General features: G+C 68.4%; 23 protein-coding genes. 15 read left to right on the forward strand and 8 right to left on the reverse strand.

Annotation, left to right across the window (positions count from 1 at the left end; translation table 11 throughout):
- Window positions 1-36 precede the first annotated feature (36 nt).
- The 7 genes from argJ to ON45_RS21725 form a co-directional block, all read right to left on the reverse strand.
- Window positions 37-1,194: a bifunctional glutamate N-acetyltransferase/amino-acid acetyltransferase ArgJ gene (gene argJ, locus ON45_RS16590; protein WP_040495241.1), complete on the reverse strand. Its 1,158-nt coding sequence runs from the start codon at window positions 1,192-1,194 to the stop codon at window positions 37-39.
- A gap of 10 nt (window positions 1,195-1,204) precedes the next feature.
- Window positions 1,205-1,693 carry a MarR family winged helix-turn-helix transcriptional regulator gene (locus tag ON45_RS16595; RefSeq protein ID WP_040495243.1) on the reverse strand — a complete coding sequence of 163 codons (489 nt, stop codon included), beginning with the start codon at window positions 1,691-1,693 and terminating at the stop codon, window positions 1,205-1,207.
- Between the two features lie 34 nt (window positions 1,694-1,727).
- Window positions 1,728-2,216, reverse strand: a complete 489-nt coding sequence (locus ON45_RS16600) for an SRPBCC family protein (RefSeq protein WP_051063233.1) — start codon at window positions 2,214-2,216, stop codon at window positions 1,728-1,730.
- A gap of 33 nt (window positions 2,217-2,249) precedes the next feature.
- Complete coding sequence (locus ON45_RS16605) at window positions 2,250-3,494, reverse strand: NAD(P)/FAD-dependent oxidoreductase (RefSeq protein WP_040495245.1); 1,245 nt, start codon at window positions 3,492-3,494, stop codon at window positions 2,250-2,252.
- On the reverse strand, window positions 3,491-4,381 hold the full coding sequence (locus ON45_RS16610; protein ID WP_040495247.1) for a TIGR01777 family oxidoreductase: 891 nt from the start codon (window positions 4,379-4,381) through the stop codon (window positions 3,491-3,493). Before ON45_RS16610 ends, ON45_RS16605 begins: the two co-directional genes overlap by 4 nt.
- Before the next feature lie 64 nt (window positions 4,382-4,445).
- Complete coding sequence (locus ON45_RS21720; RefSeq protein ID WP_083915085.1) at window positions 4,446-4,736, reverse strand: TlpA family protein disulfide reductase; 291 nt, start codon at window positions 4,734-4,736, stop codon at window positions 4,446-4,448.
- A 3-nt stretch (window positions 4,737-4,739) separates the two neighbouring features.
- The gene (locus ON45_RS21725) at window positions 4,740-5,039 is read right to left on the reverse strand and encodes a hypothetical protein (protein ID WP_051063235.1); all 300 of its coding nucleotides are present in this window, start codon (window positions 5,037-5,039) and stop codon (window positions 4,740-4,742) included.
- 131 nt (window positions 5,040-5,170) lie between these two features.
- Here ON45_RS21725 and ON45_RS16620 point away from each other — a divergent pair, with 131 nt between their 5' ends.
- From ON45_RS16620 to lipA, 4 genes are all read left to right on the forward strand, one after another.
- Window positions 5,171-5,596, forward strand: coding sequence for a hypothetical protein (locus tag ON45_RS16620; RefSeq protein ID WP_040495249.1), 426 nt, complete (start codon window positions 5,171-5,173; stop codon window positions 5,594-5,596).
- A gap of 133 nt (window positions 5,597-5,729) precedes the next feature.
- On the forward strand, window positions 5,730-7,142 hold the full coding sequence (gene lpdA, locus ON45_RS16625; RefSeq protein WP_040495251.1) for a dihydrolipoyl dehydrogenase: 1,413 nt from the start codon (window positions 5,730-5,732) through the stop codon (window positions 7,140-7,142).
- Complete coding sequence (gene sucB, locus ON45_RS16630) at window positions 7,139-8,605, forward strand: 2-oxoglutarate dehydrogenase, E2 component, dihydrolipoamide succinyltransferase (RefSeq protein ID WP_277619185.1); 1,467 nt, start codon at window positions 7,139-7,141, stop codon at window positions 8,603-8,605. The genes lpdA and sucB overlap by 4 nt, the downstream gene beginning before the upstream one ends.
- Window positions 8,606-8,655: 50 nt before the next feature.
- Window positions 8,656-10,296, forward strand: a complete 1,641-nt coding sequence (lipA, locus tag ON45_RS22320; RefSeq protein WP_241432233.1) for a lipoyl synthase — start codon at window positions 8,656-8,658, stop codon at window positions 10,294-10,296.
- A gap of 4 nt (window positions 10,297-10,300) precedes the next feature.
- On the opposite strand, the gene ON45_RS16640 is transcribed toward lipA, so the two are convergent.
- Complete coding sequence (locus ON45_RS16640; protein WP_040495255.1) at window positions 10,301-11,098, reverse strand: endonuclease/exonuclease/phosphatase family protein; 798 nt, start codon at window positions 11,096-11,098, stop codon at window positions 10,301-10,303.
- A gap of 65 nt (window positions 11,099-11,163) precedes the next feature.
- On the opposite strand from ON45_RS16640, the gene ON45_RS16645 reads away from it, so the two are divergent.
- The 11 genes from ON45_RS16645 to ON45_RS16695 form a co-directional block, all read left to right on the forward strand.
- Window positions 11,164-12,633 carry an SWIM zinc finger family protein gene (locus ON45_RS16645; protein ID WP_051063236.1) on the forward strand — a complete coding sequence of 490 codons (1,470 nt, stop codon included), beginning with the start codon at window positions 11,164-11,166 and terminating at the stop codon, window positions 12,631-12,633.
- Window positions 12,630-13,454 carry a DUF5691 domain-containing protein gene (locus ON45_RS16650; RefSeq protein WP_040495256.1) on the forward strand — a complete coding sequence of 275 codons (825 nt, stop codon included), beginning with the start codon at window positions 12,630-12,632 and terminating at the stop codon, window positions 13,452-13,454. Before ON45_RS16645 ends, ON45_RS16650 begins: the two co-directional genes overlap by 4 nt.
- A 95-nt stretch (window positions 13,455-13,549) precedes the next feature.
- On the forward strand, window positions 13,550-14,650 hold the full coding sequence (locus ON45_RS16655; RefSeq protein WP_040495258.1) for an ATP-binding protein: 1,101 nt from the start codon (window positions 13,550-13,552) through the stop codon (window positions 14,648-14,650).
- 14 nt (window positions 14,651-14,664) lie between these two features.
- Complete coding sequence (locus ON45_RS16660; protein ID WP_173400701.1) at window positions 14,665-16,869, forward strand: DUF5682 family protein; 2,205 nt, start codon at window positions 14,665-14,667, stop codon at window positions 16,867-16,869.
- Entirely contained in the window at window positions 16,866-18,128 is a 1,263-nt protein-coding gene (locus ON45_RS16665) for a VWA domain-containing protein (RefSeq protein WP_040495262.1), read from the forward strand. The genes ON45_RS16660 and ON45_RS16665 overlap by 4 nt, the downstream gene beginning before the upstream one ends.
- 21 nt (window positions 18,129-18,149) lie before the next feature.
- The gene (locus tag ON45_RS16670; RefSeq protein WP_040495264.1) at window positions 18,150-18,605 is read left to right on the forward strand and encodes a hypothetical protein; all 456 of its coding nucleotides are present in this window, start codon (window positions 18,150-18,152) and stop codon (window positions 18,603-18,605) included.
- A 51-nt stretch (window positions 18,606-18,656) separates the two neighbouring features.
- The gene (gene imuA' / locus ON45_RS21730) at window positions 18,657-19,478 is read left to right on the forward strand and encodes a DnaE2-dependent mutagenesis accessory factor ImuA' (RefSeq protein ID WP_051063237.1); all 822 of its coding nucleotides are present in this window, start codon (window positions 18,657-18,659) and stop codon (window positions 19,476-19,478) included.
- Window positions 19,479-19,495: 17 nt separating this feature from the next.
- Window positions 19,496-21,202, forward strand: coding sequence for a DNA polymerase Y family protein (locus tag ON45_RS16680; RefSeq protein ID WP_083915087.1), 1,707 nt, complete (start codon window positions 19,496-19,498; stop codon window positions 21,200-21,202).
- An 88-nt stretch (window positions 21,203-21,290) separates the two neighbouring features.
- Window positions 21,291-21,830 carry an NUDIX hydrolase gene (locus ON45_RS21735; protein WP_051063238.1) on the forward strand — a complete coding sequence of 180 codons (540 nt, stop codon included), beginning with the start codon at window positions 21,291-21,293 and terminating at the stop codon, window positions 21,828-21,830.
- Window positions 21,831-21,848: 18 nt separating this feature from the next.
- Window positions 21,849-22,217, forward strand: a complete 369-nt coding sequence (mscL, locus tag ON45_RS16690) for a large conductance mechanosensitive channel protein MscL (protein ID WP_040495267.1) — start codon at window positions 21,849-21,851, stop codon at window positions 22,215-22,217.
- A gap of 64 nt (window positions 22,218-22,281) precedes the next feature.
- Window positions 22,282-23,380 (forward strand): SGNH/GDSL hydrolase family protein (locus ON45_RS16695; protein ID WP_040495268.1); only part of this gene is annotated, 1,099 nt, incomplete at its 3' end.

Raw genomic sequence — 23,380 nt, forward strand, 5'->3', positions numbered from 1 at the left:
GTGCCATCGGGTGTCTGACACCGGATGGCACAGCGGTTACGTCGTGTAGTCGGCGTTGAAGCGGACGTACTCGTCGCTGAGGTCGCAGCCGTAGACGGTGGCCTCGGCGGTCCCGGTGGCGAGTGACACGTCGATCAGCACGTGGTCGGAGCTCATGAACGTGGACAGCGCGGCGAGGTCGGCGTCGTCGAGCAGGCGCGGGTAGACCTCGGTCGTCCCGAAGCGGATCACGACGCGCTCCTGATCGATGTCGACATCGTCGGAACACTTGCCGATGGCCATCGCGACCCGGCCCCAGTTCGGGTCACCGCCGTGGACCGCGGTCTTCACCAACGGCGAGTTCACGACCGCCTTCGCGACGCGCCGAGCCTGACCGGCGTCGGCTGCGCCGTCGACGCGCACCTCGATCAACGAGTTCGCGCCCTCGCCGTCCCGGGCGATCTGCTTGGTCAGGTCCAGGCACACGGTCTCGAGCGCGGTCTCGAACGCAGCGAGGTCGACCGGTCCCGCGTCACCCGACGCGAGGACGACGGAGGTGTCGCTCGTCGACGTGTCGGTGTCGATGCTCACGCAGTTGAACGTCCGATCGACGACCCGCCGGAACACTGCGTCGAGGTCCTGCGACGACAACTCGGCGTCGGTGAACACGAGCGAGATGTGCGTGGCCATGTCCGGCTCGATCATTCCCACGCCCTTGGCCATGCCGACGATCCGCGCGTCGCCTCCGTCGATCGTGGCCTCCGCCACTTTCGCGACGGTGTCGGTGGTCATCATCGCAGTCGCTGCGGCCGCGGCGTCGGTCTCGGCCAACGTCGTCGGCAATCCCGCGATCCCGGCCCGTACCCGATCCATCGGATAGAGGCGTCCGATCACGCCGGTCGACGTGATGACGACGTCCGTTGCTTCGGCGCCGATCCGGGTTCCGACCGACTCCGCGACCTCGAACGCGTCCTTACGCCCCTGTTCGCCGGTGGCGACGTTCGAGTTCTTCGAGATCACGACGACGGCACGGGCCATCCCGTTGGCGACGTGTTCCCGACTGATCGTGACGCTCGGCCCGGCGAACAGACTGCGGGTGAACATCGCGGCGCAGGGAACCGGTCGCTCGGCGGCAATGACGACGAAGTCATCGGTGTCGTCCTTGATCCCGATGTTCGCGACGTAGTGATGGAATCCGCGGGGGAGTGTCGTCATCGATGGCGACCTATGCGACGTGGCTCGAAGCGGCAGCCGGCGTGTCGTCGTCGGCGGCCAGTCCCTCGGCGATCGCCTGGAAGATCCCGGTCATCGCATCGACCTGCTCGGACGTGAGGTGATCGAAGATCCGTCGGCGCACGCTCGCGACGTGGATCGGGGCGGTGGTCTCCAAGAGTTCCCGCCCGGCGGGCGTGAGCACGGCCATCATCACGCGCCCGTCCTGGGTCGACGGGCGGCGGGTGACGTGGTCGCTCTTGACCAGACCGTCGAGGCGACGGGTCAGACCGCTCGGCGACAGCTGGAGGGCGTCGGCGAGGTCACACATCCGCATCGCGTCCTCGTCGGCGTCGGCCAGGTAGACCAGCACCTGATAGTCGCCGAGGTTGAGGCCGACATCGGCGAGGTCGCGTTCGAGCGCAGCGAACAGATCGCCGTCCGTCTCGATGAACGACCGCCACGCCGCCATCTCTCGGTCGTTGAGCCAGTGTGCCGCCATACGTCCAGAGTATCCGGGGATCGGGTGTCGGCCGTCAGACGTCGGTCGGATCGTCCACCAGCGCGGCGAGTCGTTGCAGCGTCTTCTCGATCGACTCGGCGTTTCGTTGCGGGGCTTTCATGACGCGCAGTGCCGTGTGGCTTCGGGCCGGTCGCCAGTCGAACTCCTCGGTGATCCGGCAGCCGCCATCGGTGTTCTCCAGCCGATAGCGCCAGATGTGGCCGCCGACGTGGCGCCACGCGATCGTCTCGTTCTCGACGAACTCGACGACTTCATTCGTCATGCGGTACGGGACGACGATCCGCATGTCCATCCCGAACCGCGCGCCGAGCGAGAGCCGGTCCGGTGCCGAGTCGCGGCAGGCCTGAACGCTGCCGGAACCGTCGAACTCGCAGTGTCGACGGGGATCGGCGAGGATGTCGAAGATCGTCTGGGCCGAGGCGTCGACCCCGATGCTGCGCCGCTCGACCTTGTCCGGAGCCTCCTCGACGGTGATGACATGGCGTGGCTCTTCGGTGGTCATGATGACGACTCCAGGCGTAGACGTGGATCGATCCTACGACGGCTCCTCGGTCGTCCGCGACGAGATGACGGCCTCGGCACAGCGCCGTCCGGAGAAGAGTGCTCCCTGGATCGACGCGGTGTCTCGATGGTCTCCGCACACGAATCGACCATCCTCGAGGTGCACCGGTTGTTTCGGGTCGAACGGTGGCGACTGGCGCGGTTGACCGTGCGGGATCCGGTAGGTCGCCAGGTGATCCCACGCGTCGACCTGCTCCCCCCACCAGTGTCGGAGCTGACGGCGCGCGAGCCGCTCGATGTCGTCATCGGTCCGGCCCGGAAGGGCGGCGGCGATGAGATGCCGTCCTGGTGGCGCATACGACGACGCGATGTTGCTCATCACCGCGGCGTTGAGCACCGGGCCGGCACCGGAGCCGTCGAGCACGATGCACTTCGAATCGGTCGGTGCCGCGTCGGCACCGAAGTAGACACAACCGACCGTCTTGGAGGCGACCGGAGCGATTCCGAGCATGTTGCTGGCGGTCGGCCCGTCCGTTGCGACGACGACCGCGCTCGCCTCGATCTCGTTTCCGTGGGCGAGACGGACCGACGTCGCCGATGCCGACGCGACCGGAGCACCGAGTCGGACCGTGCCGGTCGGAAGCCGGGCCGCAAGTTGGTCGGGGATCGCTTGCATCCCGGACGCCGGGACGACCGCATCGCCGTCGGCGAGCATCCGGAACGTGATGTCGAACACCCGGCGGCTGTCCGCGAGTTGCGGGTCGAGTTGGATGCCGCCGGCGAGCGGTCGGAAGAACCGGTCGATGATGGTGGGGGAGAACCCGGCGTGGATCAGCGCGGCCGACGTGGTGACGTCGGTGCCTTCGAGGAGGCGCGCCGGGTCGCCACGTCGGAGCTTGGCGCGCAGCCAGGCGACCTTGGCCTTGTCGAGAGGGTTGCCGATCGGAGCGATCGTGGTCGACACGATCTGGCTCGGTCGACGGAACGGGTCGGCGACCACGGATCCCTTGCCGTTGCGCCACACCAGCGCTCCGGGCTCGAACGCGCGGAAGTCGAGCGCCGCCGTGTCGAGTTGTCGTTGCAGTTCCGGATAGGCCGTCAGCGCCACCTGGAATCCGCGGTCGAGGATGAACCCGTCGGTCCGGTCGCTGCGGACGCGGCCGCCGACGCCGTCCGACGCTTCGTAGACCTCGACGGGTACCCCCGCCTCGTGGAGGTGGACGGCGCACGAGAGCCCGGCCAGGCCCGCTCCGACGATGACGACCGGATGCGCGTTCACGAGAGGAGGTCGCGCAGCGCACCGTCGAGCGTCGGGTGCGCGAACGTGTAGCCGGTCGACTCCAGTACCGACGGGACGACCTTCTGCCCGGTGAACAGCAGGTTGTCGGCGAGCTCGCCTCCGAGCAGGAGCTTGGGACCGAACTTCGGGATCGGGAGGAACGTCGGCCGACCGAGCACGTCGCCGAGCGTGTCGGTGAACTCAGCGTTGGTCACCGGGTTCGGCGCGGTGAGATTCACCGGTCCGTCGATCGAACTGGTCAGGAGATGCACGATCGCGCCGACCTCGTCGTCGATGTGGATCCAGCTCTGCCACTGGTCGCCGGAGCCCATCTTGCCGCCGAGACCGAACTTGAACAGGGGGAGCTGCTTCTCGAGCGCACCACCGTTCGCCGACAGCACGATGCCGGACCGGAGGAAGGCGACTCGCGCTCCTTCACCGGTCGCTGGAGCGGCCGCTGCTTCCCAGGCCTCACAGGTGTCGGCGAGGAATCCGGTGCCGATGGGAGACCGTTCGTCGAACGTGGCGTCCAGGCTGGTTCCGTAGATGCCGATCGCGGAACCCGACAGCAGCACCGACGGTCCGTTCTTGGCGGCCGTCACCGCGTTCGCGACGAGTGAGGTGCCGACCGTCCGGCTCTCACGGATCTCTCGCTTGCGGTCGTCGGTCCAGCGTTCGTCGGCGATCCCGGCGCCCGCGAGATGGACCACTCCGTCGACACCGTCGAAGGCGCCGTCCTCGATGCGTTGCTCGTCCACCGACCAGCCGATCTCGTTGTCGCCGGGTGAATGCCGGACGACAGGTGTCACCTCGTGGCCATCGTCGCGGAGTCGGTCGGAGAGGGCGGTTCCGACGAGTCCAGAGGCTCCCGTGATCGCGATACGCATGATTCGAGAGTACGACGGACCCGGGGAACTCAAACGACGGAGACCCCGATTTCCGGGCGGTCGGTCAGATCGATTCGGAGATGATCTGGTCGAGCAGGGTGCCGTCGACGGCACCCGCGACGGTTTCGGTCGAGCCGTCGGGCTGGACGATCACCATCGCCGGCTGGAACGCGACGCCGAACCTCGAGAACACGTCGCCCGGGTCGTCGTTGATCTGCGGGAACGTCAATCCGTGTTGGTCGACGAACCCCTGGTACGAGTCCTCCGACCCGGTCCAGGCCACGCCGACGAAGTTGACCTGGTCTGCGTACTTGGCACTTGCCGCCTCGACCGAGGTGGCTTCACGGTTGCAGATGCTTCAAGTGGGAGACCAGAACCAGAACGCGGTCGGCTTCGTCGCCAGCGATGCGGCATCGAGTTCGCCCCCACCGACGAGTGGAGCGGTGAACCGGAGGATCTCCGGAGCATCGGCCGCGTCACCGGCGGTCGCGCTGGTCGCTTCCGGCCCGGACCCGTCGACGACCACGCTCGGAGGTGTCGTGTCCGCAACGGCATCGGCATCTGCCGAGGACGAGTCCGACCCGCCGCCGCAACTCGCCGTGACCGCGGCCATGGCGAGCGCGGCTCCCACGGTCATCGCGCGGCGCATCGACGTCATCAGGACACGGTATCCGGGACCCGCGTGACGAGCGGCCGCCCGAGACCACGGTTTCGGAGGTGTTCATCGCCGTAGGCTCGCTCACCGATGATCCCGAACGTCGATGCCGTCATCGCCCCGGCGAACCCTCGATGAAGACGCGCACGCTGTTGCTGCTGTCGGTCGGGACCGCGTTGATGATCCTGCTCGCAGGCGGGGTCCTGCTGTTCCAGTTGTCGGGCCAGGACGATCCCGTCGAGGTGACCCCACTCGACGTCGCGACGACCGTCGGTGACGCCGAGTTGACGGTTGCGGGATCGACCGAAGTCGACGGCGTGCTCCGCGTGGACGTGGAGATCGGCGGCATCGATGACCCGGACGGGATCGACAACTTCGAACTGGTGACCGGCGATCAACGCCTCGCCCCACTGCAGTCACCGGAAGCGGGGCGTTGTGTCGAGGTGACCGAGCAGCCACAGCAGTGCACGCTCGACTTCGACGTGTCCGCGACCGAGGGCAGCAGCCGGGTGCTCGTGTTGCGCCGAGGCGAGGATCAGGCCACCTGGCGACTCTCCTGACCCGGTGTCCACCGGGCTCCGACCCCCGTGGACACCTGTGATCGGGGTCATGGTGGTGGCGGTACCGGTTACCGGCCGGTCACTTGGCGGCGCAGGCATCCGACGGGCCGACGGAGCGCTACGGTGACTCATCGTGAGCGATCAATCCGACCACTTCGATCTCGTCATCATCGGCGGCGGACCCGGCGGCTATTCCGCCGCCCTCTACGGCGCTTCTGCCGGCCTGAAGGTCGCCATGGTGGAGAAGGACGCACTCGGCGGAACCTGCCTCAACCGTGGGTGCATCCCGGCCAAGGCGTTCCTCGAGACCGCTGCCGTGAAGCGTCACGTCGACCATGCCGAGGACTTCGGCATCGAGACGAAGAGCGAGGCGTCCGTCGCCTTCGCGACGGCGCAGGAACGCAAGCAGGGCATCGTCAAGAACCTGGTCAACGGCATCGGTGCGATGTGCAAGGGTCGCAAGGTCGAGGTGTTCAACGGCACCGGCTCATTGCGTGCGGGTCGCACGGTCGACGTCGCACTCGGCGACGGTGGGTCGGCCACGATCACCGGAGATTTCGTGATGCTCGCGTCGGGTTCGGTCCCGCGGTTGATCCCCAACTTCGAACGCGGCGGCCCGATCATGACGAGCGACGAGGTGCTCGACCTCGACTGGCTCCCGGAGCGTGTGGCGGTGATCGGCGGCGGAGCGATCGGCTGTGAGTTCGCGTCGACGTTCGCCGACCTCGGCTCCGAGGTGACGATCCTCGAAGGACTCCCGAAGATCCTGCCCGGCCTCGACAACGACGTCGCCAAGGTGGTCCAGAAGTCGTTCAAGAAGAAGAAGATCACCACCAAGACCGGTGTGATGGTGAACGGCCACACGCCCAACGACTCGGGCGGCACCGTCGTGCAGTACGGCGACGGCGAATCCGTCGAGGTCGACGTCGTGATCGTGTCGGTCGGTCGTCGTCCCTACGCCGACGAGCTCGGGCTCGACGGCACCGGCGTCGTCGTCGATGACCGCGGGTTCGTCGAGGTCGACGAGTACTGCCGCACCGGCGAGGACGGGGTGTACGCCGTCGGCGACCTGATCAACACCCCGCAGCTCGCGCACGTCGGATACGCCGAGGCGATCCTGGTGATCAAGCATCTGCTCGGCGAGAACCCGATGCCGGTGATGTACGACCGAGTGCCGTGGGCGATCTACTGCCACCCCGAAGTCGCGTGGGCCGGCCCCGACGAGCAACAGGCCAAGGAAGCGGGTCACGACGTCGTCGTCGCGAAACACCCGTACAAGTTCAACAGCCGGGCGATGATCCTCGGCGAGACCGAAGGCCTCGTGAAGGTGATCGCCAAGAAGCGTCCCGACGGGACCGCCGGTCAGATCCTCGGCGTGCACATGGTCGGCCCGTGGGTCACCGAGCAGCTGTCCGGCGGTTACCTCGCCGTGAACTGGGAAGCCTCCGTCGACGAGGTCGCCGAGTTCATCCAACCGCACCCGAGCCTCAGCGAGCTGTTCGGCGAGACCGTGCTCTCGCTCACCGGCCGCAACTTCAACGGCTGACCCGACCCACTCACCATCGATACGAACTCCCCACTCAGGACAAAGGACATCCCATGGCAGACGTCACGCTCCCCCAACTCGGCGAAACCGTCACGGAAGGCACGATCACCCAGTGGTTCAAGGCAGTGGGTGACGAGGTGGCCGAGGACGAGCCGCTGTTCGAGGTGTCGACCGACAAGGTCGACACCGAGGTCCCGTCGCCCGTGTCGGGCACGCTGACCGAGATCCGTGCCGAGGAAGGTGACACCGTCGAGGTCGGCACCGTGATCGCGGTGGTCGGCGACGGCGGCGACGCTGCACCGGCGGCACCCGCCGAGGAGTCCGCCCCGGCCGAGGAACCAGCGGCGGAACCCGAGCCGGAACCGGAACCGGAACCGGAACAGCAGGAAGCGCCGGCCTCCGAGTCGCTGCCCGCACCGGAGCCCACACAGGAACAAGCGCAGGCTCCTGCCGAGGAATCTGCCCCGCCCGCCGAGAATGCAGGCGACAACCGGCTGCTCTCGCCGGTGGTCCGCCGCCTGGTGAACGACAACGGCCTCGATCCCGACGCAATCACCGGGACCGGCCCGGGCGGGCGGATCACCCGTGACGACGTGCTCGACCACATCGATGCCAAGGGTTCGAAGGCTCCCGCGGCGTCGGCTGCACCTGCCGCACCTGCTGCTCCCACCGAGTCGGCTCCTGCCGTCGCTCCCGCGCAGCAGGCTCCTGCCCGTCCGGCTGCCGGAGCCCCGTCCGTGAGTGCGGGTGAGCGGGACACGGCCGTCCGGCTGTCGAAGATTCGTCAGCTCACCGGCGATCACATGGTGATGAGCAAGGCGACCAGCCCGCACGCGTTCAGCGTCGTCGAGGTCGACTTCGCGAACGTCGACCTCGTGCGTACCGAACGCAAGGCCGACTGGAAGGCCGACCACGGCTTCAGCCTCACCTACCTGCCGTTCATCGCACGGGCGATCATCGACGGTCTTGCCGAGTTCCCGCATCTCAACGCGAGCGTGTCCGAGAGCGAACTGATCGTCCATGACTTCATCGATCTCGGGATCGCGGTCGACCTCGACTACGAGGGTCTGCTCGCACCGGTGGTGCGCGACGCCGACACGAAGCGGCTCGCCGCGATCGCCTCGGAGATCTCCGACCTCGCCGACCGCGCCCGGAACCGCAAGCTCACCCCGGACGAAATCTCGGGTGGCACGTTCACGATCTCCAACAACGGTTCGGCCGGTTCGGTGTTGACGATGCCGATCATCAACCAGCCGCAGGTCGGCATCATCTCGACCGATGCGATCGTGCGCAAGCCGGTCGTGACGAAGGGCGCCGACGGCGGCGAGGCGATCGCCATCCACCCGGTCGGCAACCTCGCGATGTCGTGGGATCACCGTGCCTTCGACGGCGCCTACGCCGCCGGCTTCCTGAAGAAGGTCAAGGAGATCCTCGAGACGAAGGACTGGACGACCGAGTTGTGACCGCGCCCCGTGCCATTCCGTGTCAGACACCGGATGGCGCAGCGTTGCGTGTGCGTTGGCTGGGGCGGGTTCCGTATCGGGAGGCGTTGGCGGTCCAGCAGTCGTTGTTCGAGAACGGCCGCGGGCAGCACCTGCTGTTGCTCGAACACCCGCACGTCTTCACCCACGGACGCACCGCCGACCTCGCGAACAACCTGCGCTGCGAACCGGCCGCGGTCGGAGCCGAACTGGTCGCTGCCAAGCGCGGCGGTGACATCACCTACCACGGCCCCGGTCAACTCGTCGGCTACCCGATCCTCAACGTCGAGAACTCACTCGGCGCGTCCGACCACGTCTGCGGAGTCGAAGGTCTGGTGATCGACGCGCTCACCGAACTCGGACTCGACAACGCCGGTCGGCTGCCCGGATTCGCGGGCGTCTGGCTCGACCCGGGAACCGAGCGGGAGCGCAAGATCTGCGCGATCGGTGTCCGCCTCCGTCGGGGACGCACGATGCACGGCTTCGCGTTGAACGTCACCACCGACATGGCGTACCTGCGTGAGCACATCGTTCCCTGTGGAATCGGGGACAAGCCGGTCACGTCCCTCGCCGAGGAGGGCGTCGACGTCCCACTCGAGCAGGTTGCGGACATCGTTGCGCGACTCGCCGCCGAGCGTTGGGCGGACGGTTCGCTCGAACGTCAAGACGTCGCATGGACGCACTCGGCCGACGGGCGCGACCTGTCGGCGTTCTCCCGCGGTGAAGGCCCGGGCGAGCAGGTGAAGCTCGTGTCGTCACGTGCTGCTTCGCGCATGGAGGCGGCCGGCGTCACCGGGGGGCTGTCGATCGAGACACGCAAGCCCGATTGGCTGCGTCCGAAGGTCGAGATGGGTCCCGAGGTGATGGAGCTCAAGAAGACGATCCGGTCGCTCGACCTGGTCACCGTGTGCGAAGACGCCGGATGCCCGAACCTGTCCGACTGCTGGTCCGACGGCACCGCCACGTTCATGGTGCTCGGCGAGCGTTGCACCCGTGCGTGCGGATTCTGTCTGGTCGACACGAGCAAGCCGCTCGCTCCGGTTGCCGACGAGCCCGAGCGCGTCGCGGAAGCCATCGCGCGGATGGAACTCGACCACGCCGTGCTCACCATGGTCGCCCGCGACGACCTCGCCGACGGCGGGATGGCCCACGTCGCAGCGTGTGTCGAGGCGATCCGACTGCGTCGGCCGCAGGCCCGGATCGAGACGCTGATCTCCGATGCCAAGGGCGACGATGCCGCCCTCGACCTGCTGTTCGCGTCCCGACCTGACGTGATGAACCACAACGTCGAGACGGTCGCCCGGCTCCAGCGGGCGGTACGTCCCTCGGCCGGATATGCCCGTTCACTCGGCGTGCTCGCCCGTGCGAAGGCTGCCGGACTCACCACGAAGACCGGGTTCATGGCGGGCCTGGGCGAAACCGACGACGAGATCGTCGGCCTGCTCGCCGACCTCGCTGACCTCGGTGTCGACATCGTCACGATCGGCCAGTACCTGCGGCCGACATCGCACCACCTCCCGATCGTCCGCTACGCCGAACCCGCCGAGTTCGACCGCTGGAAGCAGATCGGCGAATCGTTCGGCATCGGCCACGTCGAAGCCAGCCCGCTCACCCGCTCCAGCTACCACGCCAAGGCCTCCGCCGACGCCGTCACCCCCGTCCGTGTGACCTAGCGGGTCAGCCCCCGGTCGAGACGTCGGCGACGACCGCGAGGTGATCGCTGGGCCACACATCGTCGTCGCCGCCGTGACCCACGGTCCATGTACGGATCGGGTTGCCGATCGGCTTCGGACGCGGCCACGACACGAGAACGTAGTCGAGCCGTCGGTCCGGCCACGCCGAGTCGGCGGAGTACGGACACTCCCGCAGCCATGTGTGACCGCTACCGGAACCGGCCTGTTCCCAGGTGTCGGAGAACACGATGCCGTCGACCCCGGCGGTCCGGCCCGTGGCCATTCGGATCTCGTCGGTGTCGGGGACCGCGTTCAGGTCCGCCCCGACGATCACCGGCACGTCCTCGTCCGGGTCACCGCGCCACTCCCGGGCGAGTTCCATGACACGACGAATCTGTGCGACACGATCCGCCGACCGGTCGAATCGATGATCGAGATGTGTCGAGGCGAACGGCCACGGACCGAACGGTGTCTCGATCGACGCTGCGACCACGCGGCGGTGGCTCGGCGATCCGTCTGCCCGAGGAAGGACCTCGTCGGCGAGTCGGTCGACCGGCCATCGGGACAGCACCGCGTTGCCGAACGACTGGCCGGAGTAGAAGATGGGCTCGGTCCGCGCTGCGCGGAAGTCGAGCGCCGAAGCCAAGTCGTCGAGTTGGTCGTGCGCCTCGTCGGACCACACCTCCTGCACACACAGCACGTCCGGATCGACCTCGCGAATCGTGTCGACGATCAAGCGCTGTCGTGCCTCCCACGGCCCGAAATGCCACCACAGGTTCCACGTCATCACCCGGAGCGACATCGGAGCATCTTCCCAGATGTGGATGTCGACGGCGGTTTGGTCCCAGCTTGATACGTTCGCCGGCGATGGTGTGGTCCGTCGAGCAGATCGAGGCGGTGGCACCGTCGTCCGCCGCGATCACCGCGGCACAGCCGTTGGCGGCGCCTGCGCGGTGGCGAAACCCGGGCTGCGACGACCGCGTGCTGTGGGGGTCGTTCCAGGGGAGTGGCGCCGAGCCGTACGACACCGCGGTCGACCACGTCGGCGTCGGTTTCCGCTGCACGTGCCCGAGCCGACGCACGCCCTGCAAACACGCGCTCGCCCTGTTGTTGATGTGGTCGCGCGATCAAGTGCCCACCGCGATTCCGGGGGAACGAGTGGAGGCATGGATCCGACGGCGCGCGACGAATGCGGATCGGGCAGCGACCGAGGCGACCGACGGCGATGACACCTCCGCGGCAACGTCCGATCTGCCCACGGCGTCCACCGCCGATGAGTCGGACGACGTGCCGCCTCCACCTCCACCGGACCCTGACCGAGATGCGGCCCGCGACGAGCGCGTCGAGAGAATGATGGCGGGTCTCACCGAACTGGATCGCTGGCTCGACGATCGGATCCGTACCGGTCTCGCCGACCCGGCACTCGCCCGCTACGGCACGTGGGACGATCTCGCGGCTCGACTCGTCGACGCCCAGGCAGGCAGCCTCGCCAACCGCATCCGCCGACTGGCCGGCCTCGTCGGCGCGTCTCCCACCTGGCACGACGACGTCCTGGCGGAACTGGGACTGCTCCATCTGCTCTCCCAAGCCGGCCGGCGCCTCGGAGCGTTGCCCTCGTCGCTCGCCGACGCGGTGGCGACCACCGTCGGGTGGCAGGTCCGCAAAGCCGATGTTCTGGGTGGAGTCCCCGACACCGATCACTGGGTCGTCGCCGGGCGCAGTGACCAGCGTGAGGACCGCATCGAGGTGCGCCGTCACTGGTTGCGCGGCGAGACGAGTGGACGCTGGGCACTGGTCCTGTCGTTCGCCGCCTATCAGCAGAGCCTCGACGAGAGCCTCGAGGTCGGGACGGTCGTCCATGCCGACCTGCACCGCTACCCGGGTCCAGCGCTGCGGGCGCTCGTCGGGACCCGGCACGCCGACCCCGAAGCGAAGCTGTTTCCCGGAGATCCCGAACCGGGACCGCGTGCGGGGCGACCACCGGGTCAACCGGTCGAAGCGGCCACCGACGAGATCGGTCGGATGCTCGTTGCCGAGCCGTGGCTCGATCGCGTGCCCACCTCGGTGACCGCGTCGATCGTGCGTCGCGGCGATGCATGGTTGCTCGGCGATGACACGGGAACCCTGCCGATCCTCTCGGAACCGACGACCTCGCCCCGTCGCAGCCGCGCCGAGAGCGACGCGGTGACGATGCTCCTCGCGCTCTCGGCAGGAAGACCGGTGGACCTCACCGTGGAATGGACCCCGCACGGCGTCGTTCCGCTGGCGGTCCATCTCGATCACCGCAGCATCGACATCGGCCCGCGAGCCGACGCATCGTTCGTGGGGGCGTCATGACGGTCGAGATGTCGATGGAGGAGCTCTGGGCGGAACTCGTGACGACCGCGCTGCTCGGCACCGACCGCCGCGACCCGCCCGAGCTCGACGGCTCGATCGCCGAGGTGGTCGCCGACAGCGTCCGCAGTGACCCGTCGTCGCGCATGCTCGCCGCGGTCGCCGCCTGTACCGCGGTGCGGCGCGCCGGTGTGCGCCCGGCCGCGCCCGCCGATCCGTTGGCACCACCCGAACCGGACGATCGTCCACCGTGCGTGCCGGCGGCCGTCGACCGATGGCAGCACATCACCAGGTCGTGGCCGGTGCTGGAAGACGAATGGATGCTCTCGTTGATCCGCGGTGGTTGGCGGCTGGCCCCCGAGCTGGTGCCCGCGGCGCTGCAGCGGCATCGACGCGACCCGATCCGACGCGCACGTGTACTGGCCGCAGCGGGCTCGCTCGCTCCGTGGTTGATCGATCACGTCCCGGACCTCGGTCCGAGTACCTCCGCGCGCACGATCACCGCGTTGGACACCGAGGCGATGGCCGAACTGCCCGAGCTGCCGATTCCGCCGGACCTCGCCTCGCTCGTCGATCGGACCGGTGCCGAGTCGGGAGGGGCGATCGCGGTCGGATTGGAGGACGGCACCTTCGGCGAGGCGCACCGTGCGGTGCTCGTCAACCTCGTCGCGCGCTGCGCTCCGGACGCACTCGCGGACGTGGAGGACGTGCTGCGCGCCGTCGACAGCCGGTCGCCCGGTCACCCCCTCGCGGCCACTCTCGCCGACCTCGCCCTCACGCGCCGTCGGATGCTCGACGAGTTGTCGGCACCGGGCCATCCATGATCGGCGGAACCTGATCGCTGGCATGACCCCGGCTCGCTGGTGGAGTTGACGCTGCGCACCGACTGCTCGTGACGACCCCGGTAACGTCGGCGACGATGAGCGACGCCGCAGTATCGGTCCTGCGACCGCACGCCGAGGACGAGTACGCGGACGAACTCGCGGCGCTGGCAGCGGCCGACGATCGGCCGCGACCGCCCGGCTGGAAGCTGTCGCCATGGGCGGTCGTCACCTACCTGATGGGCGGCCCGGTCGGTGGCGAATCGGATCGGGTGATCATTCCCAAGTACGTCGGGTCGCGCCGTCTGATCGAGATCGCCACCGCCACCCTCGCGACAGACCGGGCGGTGCTGCTGCTCGGCGTTCCGGGGACGGCCAAGACGTGGGTCGGCGAGCACCTCGCCGCGGCGATCAGCGGCGACTCCACGCTGCTCATCCAGGGCACCGCCGGCACGACGGAGGAGACACTCCGCTACGGGTGGAACTACGCCCGCCTGCTCGCTGACGGTCCCAGTGAGGAAGCGCTCGTCCCGAGTCCGATCCATCGCGGGATGGCGCGTGGTGCGATCGTGCGCGTCGAGGAACTGACCCGGATGCCGCCCGAGGTACAGGACGCGCTCGTGACCGTGCTGTCCGAGAAGGTCTTGCCGATTCCCGAACTCGACACCGAGCTGTCCGCGGTTCCCGGCTTCAACGTGATCGCCACGGCGAACGATCGGGACCGTGGCGTCAACGACATCTCGTCAGCGCTTCGTCGGCGCTTCAACACGGTCGTGCTGCCCCTCCCCGCCACGGTCGAGGAGGAGGTGGCGATCGTGTCGCAACGTGTCGGCGAACTCGGTCGAGCGTTGGCACTGCCGGAGATCCCGTCGGCAGCCGATGAGATCCGGCGGGTCGTCACGATCTTCCGCGAACTGCGCAACGGCCTGACCGAGGACGAACGCACGTCACTGAAGGTCCCGACCGGCACCCTCTCGACCGCCGAGGCGATCTCCGTCGTCACGAACGGAACCGCGCTCGCGACCCACTTCGGAGACGGAACGCTCGGGGCATCCGACGTGGCCGCCGGCATCGTCGGTGCGGTCGTCAGCGACCCGATCCACGACGCGGTCGCCTGGCGCGAGTACCTCGAGGGTGTGGTCCGCGAACGCCCCGACTGGGGCGACTTCTACGACGCCTGCCGCGACCTCGACCCGTGAGCGCGGGTCGGGCGGTGAGTGTGCAGCTGCTCGGGGTCCGGCACCATGGGCCCGGGTCGGCGCGGTCGGTGGTGCGGGCACTCGACGAGTTGCAGCCCGACGTCGTGCTGGTGGAGGTTCCCGCCGATGTCGAGTCGAGTCTGACGTGGATCGGTAGCGAAGGGCTCGATCCGCCGGTTGCGCTGTTGGGCTACGTCGCGAAGGAACCGGCGCGAGCGATCTTCGCCCCGTTCGCCTCGTTCAGTCCCGAGTGGCAGGCGATCGCGTGGGCGAACGCGCGGGAACTGCCGGTCCGAGCGATCGACCTGCCGATGGCGACCACGTTCGCGGCACACGACGACGCCTCCACCCACGAGATGCTGGTCGACAACGCGCCGATCGACCCCCTCCGCACGCTCGCGGCCGCGGCCGGCGATCCCGACCCGGAGCGGTGGTGGGAGGACGTGATCGAACACCGTGGCGACGGAACTCCGGCCTTCGACGCCGTGGCGGAGGCGATGTCTGCAGCGCGCGAGGGAACCGTCACGGCGGCGGGGGAGGAACGCCGCGAGGCGCACATGCGCCGGGCGATCCGGAAGGCGATCAAGGATGGCCACGAAACGATCGTCGTGGTGTGCGGTGCGTGGCACGTCCCGGCACTCGATCTGACCGATCGTCCGGCATCGGTCGACAACACAACGTTGCGCGGGCTGCCCAGGGTCAAGGTCGCGTCGGCGTGGGTTCCGTGGACACACCGTCGTCTGACCACCTCGTCGGGCTACGGCGCCGGGGTCGACAGCCCCGGCTGGTACCACCACGTGTTCGATCATCCCGGTGCGGACGGCGTGGCACGGTTCCTCGTCGACGCGGCTCGCCTGCTCCGCGAGCAGGGCCAATCGGCGTCCCCTGACCACCTCATCGCCGGCACCCGTCTCGCCGATGCACTTGCGACGATGCGGAATCGACCCCGTCCCGGACTCGGCGAGGTCATCGATGCCGCCGACGCCGTGTTCGGTGGGGTGGACGTCGTCCGCGATCGACTCGTCGTCGGCGACGCATTGGGCAGCGTGCCGGTCGGTGCCCCGCAAGTTCCCCTCGCCCGTGACCTGGCTGCGGCGCAGAAGACCGCACGGTTGAAGCCGAGCGCGACGCCGAAGGTGGTCGAGGTCGACCTGCGGACACCGACAGGGCTCCGCAAGTCGCACCTCCTCCATCGACTGCTCGCGCTCGGCGTCCCCTGGGGGACGCCGGAGGAAGGGCGCGGTTCGTCCGGAACGTTCCGCGAGACCTGGCGGGTGGCATGGGAACCCGAACTCAGCGTCCGTCTGGTCGAGCGGTCCGGTTACGGCAGCACGGTGGAGTCGGCGGCGACGGCTCGACTGGTCGAACGCTCGGGCGCCGCAACGTCTCTCGGAGAGTTGGTGGGCGTCCTCGAACTCGCACTGTTCGCCGACCTCCCCGACGCGGTGACACCGAGCGTTCAGCGACTGGCCGACCGCGCCGCGACCGATCCCGATGTCGGTCACCTGATCGACGTGATGGTTCCGCTCGCCAACGCGCTGCGCTATGGCGACGTCCGCGGATCGGACGCCGGAAGCTTGCGCGACGTGTTCGACGGTCTCGTCGTGCGTGTGCTGGCCGGACTCGTCCCCGCCTGCTCGTCGCTCGACGACGATGCGGCCGCGCGTATGGTCGAGCGGCTCACGGCGATGCAGACGGCGCTCGCGATGCTCGATCACGACGCACGTCGACAGGCATTCCCCGCAGTCCTCGAGCAGCTGGCTCCACGCCACGCGATGCGCCACGGGTTGATCTGCGGACGGGCCACGCGTCTCCTGCACGATGCCGGTCGGTGGGACGAACACGTCGTCGAGCGCCGTCTCTCCCAGGCGTTGAGCGGAGGGACACCTCCCGATGTCGGCGCGGCATTCGTCGAGGGTTTCCTTGCGGGGTCGGGCACGGTTCTGGTGCACGACGCGGCGCTCCTCGCGGTCGTCGATCGGTGGCTCTGCTCCCTGACGCCGGACGCGTTCGAGGCGACCGTCGCGTTGTTGCGGCGCACGTTCGGTGCGTTCGAACCAGCGGAGCGCCGCCAGATCATGTCGCTGCTGATGGGCGGTGCCGTGGCGTCGACGTCGGGTTTCGGTCCCGACGTCGATCCTGCGCGTGCCGCCGCCGCGCTCGAGACGGTGCGGCACATGCTGGGGATTCCACTGACCGAGGCGGTGCCGGTCGGATGAGTGAGATGGGCGAGGTGTTGCCGCAGGTGTCGGTGTCCGAACGTCGACGGCGGTGGCGGTTGGTGCTCGGTGGTGCGGCCGACGAAGCGGATTCCGGAGACGCGGGAACGGCTTCGACGGACGACGACGAGGGTGCTGGCGAGGGCGGTGGCGGCGGGGATGCGGGCGACGGTGCTTCTGCCGGCGCTGAAGGCGGCCGGCCGGGTCTCGCGGGTGACGACGCTCGGATCGACGCCGCACTCGGCGCGCTGTACGACCGTGAGGCGATCGACTCCCGTCGTGGAGGTGCCGGTCGGGCGGGCGGGCTCGGTCGGTCGAAGCCCGGCGTCGTGCGCTGGCTCGGCGACATCCGTCGCTACTTCCCGACGTCGGTCGTCCAGGTGCTCCAGCGTGACGCCGTCGAGCGTCTCGACCTGCAGCAACTGCTGCTCGAGCCGGAGCTGTTGGAAGCGGTCGAACCCGACATCGGCCTCGTCACCATGCTGGTCGAGCTGAACCGTTTGCTCCCCGACGAGACCCGCGCCACCGCCCGCCAGGTGATCGCCCGGGTGCTCGCCGACATCGAGCGTCAGCTCACCGATCACACCCGTCAAGCCGTACGCGGTGCCCTCGCCCGCGCCGCCCGAACCCGGCGTCCACGTCCGGGCGACATCGATTGGCCGCACACGATCGAGGCGAACCTGCGGCACTGGCTCCCCGAGCAACGCACGATCGTTCCCGAGCAATTGATCGGACATGGGCGTCGCCAGCAGAGTCTCGCCCGCGACGTGGTGATCGCCGTCGACCAATCCGGGTCGATGGCCGACTCGGTCGTGTATGCATCGCTGTTCGCCGGCGTCCTCGCCCAACTGCCGACACTGCGCACGAAGTTCTACGCGTTCGACACGTCGATCACCGATCTCACCCCGTTCCTGCACGACCCGGTGGACGTGCTCTTCGGCGTGCAGCTCGGTGGTGGGACCGACATCGCCTCGATGCTGACGCACTGCCTGCGCGAGATCGACCGACCGCGGCGCAGCGTGTTGTTCCTGATCTCCGACCTGTTCGAGGGCGGCAACGGGGAGTTGATGCGGCGGCGGGTCGCCGAACTCGTCACCGCAGGAGTGACCGTGGTGGTCCTGCTCGCGTTGAGCGACGAGGGGACACCGGCGCACGATCACGAACACGCCGCAGCGCTCGTCGAAGTCGGCGCGAGGGTGATGTCGACCACTCCCGCCGAGTTCCCCGAGGTCCTCGCGGATGCCCTCGCGGCGCGGTGACGCCAGTAGTCTGTTGCCCGCATGGGTCAGTTGGTCGCCGTCACCGAGAAGCCGAGTTCGACGCCGGGCGTGGTCCGCTTCGAGCTCAATCGCACCCTGTCCGGGCAGGGCCACGAAAGGTTCCGGTCCGTCGCCGATGCCTACGGGCCCACCCCGTCGGACGAACTCGCGCGTCGTTTCTTCGCGACGGAGCGGGTCGAGGCGGTACACGTCTACTCCAACATCGTCACGGTCGACCTGCGCAAGGGTTTCGATTCCGAGGGCCTCGCCGAGATCGTGCGCGACATGTACCAGTACTGGAAACAGGGCGTCGAGCCGCCGACGTTCGAGGATCTCCAGCCCGAAGAACCGGCCGACACGGGTGACGCCGCCGCGGACGCCGGTGGCGATTCTGCGCTGACCGAAGCCGCCAAGAAGGTGCCGATGCACCTGCTCGTGCGCGCTCGCGAAGCCCGCGAACGCTGGAACAACAAGTAGCGCACATCGACCCCTTGCTGTATCGAACATCTGTTCGATACAGTTGGCGAGATGGAACTTGCTGTCGATCACTCTGCCGTTCATCGTCGACGGGCACCGCAGCCAGGTGCCCTCCAGGACGTACTCGCTGAGCTGGGGGAACGCGTCAAGCCGATCGCTCTGGCCCGCGAGAAGACCATGCCGGTCGCCCATCCGTTCGATCGGTTGCTGCCCGATGGGCTGATGCGCGGACAGGTCGTGTCATGTCGAGGGTCCGGTGCCCGATCGGTGGCGTTCGGCCTGGTCAGCACCGCACTCGCCGAAGGTGCGTGGATGGCGGTCATCGACGTTCCCACGTTCGGGACCGATGCCGCCGCCGAGTTGGGGGTGCCCCTCGAACGGGTGGTGCGCGTCGAAACGAATGCCGTCGGTTCGTCAGGATCGGGCTGGGTCGACGTGATGGGTGCAGCGGTCGACGGTTTCGATCTCGTCCTCACCCGGGTCCCGGCCGAGCTGCACGATCGGCGCCCGGCCGCGGTGCGGAAGTTGAATTCGCGAGTGCGCCAGAAAGGCGCCGTCGTGGTCACGCTCGGCACCGCCGGGGCGCTCGGTGGCGACATCGAATTGACGACACAGCGAACGTCGTGGGCAGGTTTGGAAGACGGCGCGGGGCATCTGGAACGCCGTGTGGTCGAAGTGCAGGCGAGTGGACGTCGGATCCCGGAACGTCGCTCCTGCGCCATCGAGATGGTCGGAGCCGGTACCCGGGTGGCCCTGGGTGTGGCGACCGAACGTGATCCGCAGGCCGAACTGCTCGCCGAGATGACCGCGACGACCGAGAAGGCCGATGGGGTCGTGGTGACCGACCTGAACGACCGGCGCCTCGCCGGCTGAGCACGCTGGAGAGCGAGATGAGCCAGGAACCCGACAGTTCCCCATCCGGTCCGGTCCGGATGGCCACCATCTGGTGTCCGGACTGGCCAGTCGTCGCAGCGGGTTGCCCCGCCGACGTGCCCGCTGCCGTGCTGCGCGCACATCGGGTCGTGGCACGCACCCGTGCTGCGGCCGACGAGGGGATCGTGATCGGTCAGCGTCGGCGCCAAGCTCAGCAGCGCTGTCCGAGCATCATGCTGCTCGACGACGACCCGTCGCGCGATGCGCGTGAATTCGAGTCGATCGTGCGCACGGTTGCCGAGATCGCACCGCGTGTCGATGTGGTCGAACCGGGATGGATGAGCGTCGCCGCGCGTGGGCCGTCGCGATACTTCGGGGGCGACGAGGCGATGGCGACTCACGTGCGTGATGCGGTGATGGGCGTGTCGGGGATCCCCGTCGGGCTCCAGGCCGGCGTCGGTGTGGCCGACGGTCGGTTCGCGGCGAGCGTGGCGGCGCGGCTCGGCGTGCGACGTGGGCACCCGGTCGTCGTCGCACCGGGTGGATCGAGAGATTTCTGCGGACCGCTCCCGATCGGCTGGTTGCAGACACTCGACGAGGTCGACGCCGACCTCGTCGATCTCTTCGTGCGGCTCGGGTTACGTCGTCTCGGTGAGCTCGCTGCTCTGGATCCGTCCGATGTGCTCGGTCGGTTCGGGCCGGTGGGGGCGCACGCTCACCGGCTCGCTTCCGGTACCGACATCCGTCCGGCCAACACCGTCGACCCCGCACCTGAGCGTCGTCTCGCGCGCGTCCTCGACGACCCGGCAGCGCAGAGCGAGGCCGTCGTGTTCGTCGCCAAACAGTTGGCCGACGAACTCGCCGACCGACTCGGTGCCGATGGCCGGGTGTGTACCCGGCTGGTCGTGCTGCTCGAAACCGAACACGGAGAACGCTCCGAACGGTCGTGGTATCGGTCGGCGGGGATGTCCGCGGCGGCGATGGTCGAGCGGGTGCGCTGGCAGCTCGATGCGTGGGTGAACCTGCCGCGTGGGAGCGAACACGAGATCACCGGTGGAGTCACACTCGTTCGGCTGGCGCCGGAAGAGGTGCGCGCGGATGACGGCGTCCAACTCGGGTTGTGGGGCGGACAGTCCGACGCCGACCGGCGGGCGCTGCGGTCGATCGCGCGGCTCACCACCCTCACGTCGGAAACTGCCGTCACCGTGCCGGTCTGGCAGGGAGGGCGGCTTCCGGCGGATCGATACCGCTGGATGCCCGCCACCTTGGTCGACCTCGATCAGCGCGAACGAGCGGTGTCGCGCACCGCAACGGGGGCGGGGATCGATGGACGTTCCGGCCCGTGGCCGGGGTGCCTTCCCGCGCCGGCTCCGGCGACGGTGTTCGACGAACCGTTGCCGCTCGATGTCCTGGATGCCCGGGGCCAGGTGGTGCGAGTGAGCGGCCGGGGGACGATGTCGGCCGATCCCGCCGCGATCAGGTTGCTCCTGGGGAGTGAGGCCGAGGGATGGCAGCGCGGACCGTTGAGCACGGTGCGTTCGTGGGCAGGACCGTGGCCCGTCGATCAACACTGGTGGGAGCCGACCCGACATCGTCGACTCGCCCGCTTCCAGATGCTCGTCGATGGTGACGATGGCGATGGTGGAGATGACGGCTCCGAGCAGCGTGCTCATCTCGTGATCGCCGAGCACCAGCACTGGTACCTCCTCGCGACCTACGACTGACATCGCAACAGCCCCGATACCTCCCGACCGGTGGTGCCTGGAGGTTCGGGCATGGTGTGCTTCGACGTCGGCCTGCTACAACCGGCGGATGAGCATCGAACGACTCCGTGCCGACGTTGCCGCTCGCGATCCGCTCGACCGACGCGAGGAGGAGTCGATCGGACGGTTCCTCACCGAACTCGACGCCTTGGCCGAACCACTGTCGCAGCAATCCGACACGACCCACGTGACCGGGTCGGCGATCGTCGTCGGGCCGCGCGGTGTCGTGCTGCACAAGCACCGTCGGCTGGGGATCTGGTTGCAGCCAGGAGGGCACGTCGACGCCGGTGAGATGCCGTGGGAGGCGGCGCTCCGCGAGGCGCGGGAGGAGACCGGCCTCGACGTGTCGTTCGCCGGTCCGCTCGATGCCGATGGCATCCCGCCGCTGATCCACGTCGACGTCCATGCCGGCGGGCGCGGACACACGCACCTGGACACGCGCTACCTGATCGACGGCGGTGACGCCGACCCGAATCCGCCGGAGAGCGAGAGTCAGGAGATCGGTTGGTTCGCATGGGACCTCGCGATCGAGACAGCGGACCCGGGCCTGCGGGCGATCCTCGAGCATCTCGCGACACGCGCTGCGTGAGTGTGCTTGACTCTTCGGATGCTCCAAGAATTCAAGGATTTCATCAATCGTGGCAATCTCGTCGACCTGGCGATCGCCTTCATTCTGACGCTCTTCTTCGCGCCGATCGTGACCGCCCTGGTCGACGGCGTGATCTTGAACCTCATCGCTGCGATCTTCGGCCAACCGAACTTCGACTCGATCACCATCGACGTCGGAGACGCACAACTCCTCGTGGGAACCGTGATCACCGCCATCGTCCAGTTCGTGATCGTGGCGTTCGTCTGCTTCTTGATCGTCAAGGCGTACAACGCGATGAAGGGGCCCGAGGACGAGGCCGGACCGTCGGAGACCGATCTGCTGATCGAGATCCGCAACGAGCTGCGTGCACGCAACAACGAAGGCTGACCAACGGACAAGTGTCATGGTCCGGTGACGTGATTCGCGTCGCCGGACCCGATTCAATGTGGGCATGATCCGCCGCCCCTTCATCGCGCTCGCATTCGTGCTGGGCGCATGCGGTACCGGCGAAGCTGCATCTCCCGAGACTCCTCCATCGAGCGACCCGACACCCACCGTGCCCGGTGTCGGACAGCTTCCGGACACGGTGCCGACGCCCAGCGTGGAGGCCGGGGTGGTGCCCGCCGTCGAGATTCCGCCGTCGATCGAGATCACCCGTCCCGTCGATGACGAAGGCGCCGTGCTCGACAGCGTGGCCGAGCAGGTCCAGGGGAATCGCCTCATCGCGATCGGGGACTCGATCCTCGCGTCGACGTCCACGCGATACGGCGGCGAGATGTGTGCCGCGCTGAATCCCCTCGGTTGGGACGTCGAAGTCGACGCCGAGCCCGGACGGTTCGTCCCGTTCGGGAACGAGGTTCTCACCGAGCGCCTCGCCGACGACGTGTCCGACGACGAGGACTTCGACGCCGCCATCGTCCACCTCGGCAGCAACTACGGCGAAGACCAGGACGAGTACTACGAGGAGTTGGCCGAGATCCTGTTTCGCATCTCGCCGCGCCCGACGCTGCTGATGAATGTCACCGAGTACCGGCCCGCGTGGGCCGAGGTGAACGAGACCATCGACCAACTCGCGGCCCTGTACGACAACGTCACCGTGATCGACTGGGAGAACGTGTCGTCGTTCCCCGGTGTTCTGAGCGGCGACGGACTGCATCCCGGAAACCAGGGCGAGGCCGTGCTGGTCGACCTGCTGGCGGTCGCGCTCGGCACGGTGGCTGAGGAGGAGGGCGAGTGCCTCCCCACCTCGTTCACCGACGACTCGTTGGTCGGCCGCGGGTCGGGCACGAGCAGCGGTGGGTCCGGCAGCGACTTCTCGACCGGAGACACGTCGTCGAGTTCGAACAACTCGTCGAGCGGCGGTTCGTCGTCGGGCGGTTGGACGCCGGACGATTCTTCCGGCAGCGGCGACGGGAGTTCGACCGATGGCGGTTCGTCCGGTGGTGGCGACGGCGGGACGACCGAGACGACGTCGCCACCCGAGACCGCTCCACCCGTGACGGCTCCACCCCAGACCTCGCCGCCGCAGACGTCGCCTCCGCAGACGTCGC

This window comes from Ilumatobacter nonamiensis YM16-303, assembly GCF_000350145.1.
Taxonomy (GTDB): domain Bacteria; phylum Actinomycetota; class Acidimicrobiia; order Acidimicrobiales; family Ilumatobacteraceae; genus Ilumatobacter_A; species Ilumatobacter_A nonamiensis.

Bases quoted from the DNA above. Each gene is read 5' to 3' on its own strand.
- ON45_RS16600 (WP_051063233.1), bottom strand. From the start codon at position 2,216: ATGACCACCGAAGAGCCACGCCATGTCATCACCGTCGAGGAGGCTCCG.
- ON45_RS16650 (WP_040495256.1), top strand. From the start codon at position 12,630: ATGACGGTCGAGATGTCGATGGAGGAGCTCTGGGCGGAACTCGTGACG.
- ON45_RS16680 (WP_083915087.1), top strand. From the start codon at position 19,496: ATGAGCCAGGAACCCGACAGTTCCCCATCCGGTCCGGTCCGGATGGCC.
- ON45_RS16640 (WP_040495255.1), bottom strand. From the start codon at position 11,098: ATGTCGCTCCGGGTGATGACGTGGAACCTGTGGTGGCATTTCGGGCCG.
- ON45_RS16645 (WP_051063236.1), top strand. From the start codon at position 11,164: ATGGTGTGGTCCGTCGAGCAGATCGAGGCGGTGGCACCGTCGTCCGCC.
- argJ (WP_040495241.1), bottom strand. From the start codon at position 1,194: ATGACGACACTCCCCCGCGGATTCCATCACTACGTCGCGAACATCGGG.
- ON45_RS16595 (WP_040495243.1), bottom strand. From the start codon at position 1,693: ATGGCGGCACACTGGCTCAACGACCGAGAGATGGCGGCGTGGCGGTCG.
- mscL (WP_040495267.1), top strand. From the start codon at position 21,849: ATGCTCCAAGAATTCAAGGATTTCATCAATCGTGGCAATCTCGTCGAC.
- ON45_RS16670 (WP_040495264.1), top strand. From the start codon at position 18,150: ATGGGTCAGTTGGTCGCCGTCACCGAGAAGCCGAGTTCGACGCCGGGC.
- ON45_RS16610 (WP_040495247.1), bottom strand. From the start codon at position 4,381: ATGCGTATCGCGATCACGGGAGCCTCTGGACTCGTCGGAACCGCCCTC.
- ON45_RS16620 (WP_040495249.1), top strand. From the start codon at position 5,171: ATGAAGACGCGCACGCTGTTGCTGCTGTCGGTCGGGACCGCGTTGATG.
- ON45_RS16655 (WP_040495258.1), top strand. From the start codon at position 13,550: ATGAGCGACGCCGCAGTATCGGTCCTGCGACCGCACGCCGAGGACGAG.
- imuA' (WP_051063237.1), top strand. From the start codon at position 18,657: ATGGAACTTGCTGTCGATCACTCTGCCGTTCATCGTCGACGGGCACCG.
- ON45_RS16665 (WP_040495262.1), top strand. From the start codon at position 16,866: ATGAGTGAGATGGGCGAGGTGTTGCCGCAGGTGTCGGTGTCCGAACGT.
- ON45_RS21725 (WP_051063235.1), bottom strand. From the start codon at position 5,039: ATGACGTCGATGCGCCGCGCGATGACCGTGGGAGCCGCGCTCGCCATG.
- ON45_RS21735 (WP_051063238.1), top strand. From the start codon at position 21,291: ATGAGCATCGAACGACTCCGTGCCGACGTTGCCGCTCGCGATCCGCTC.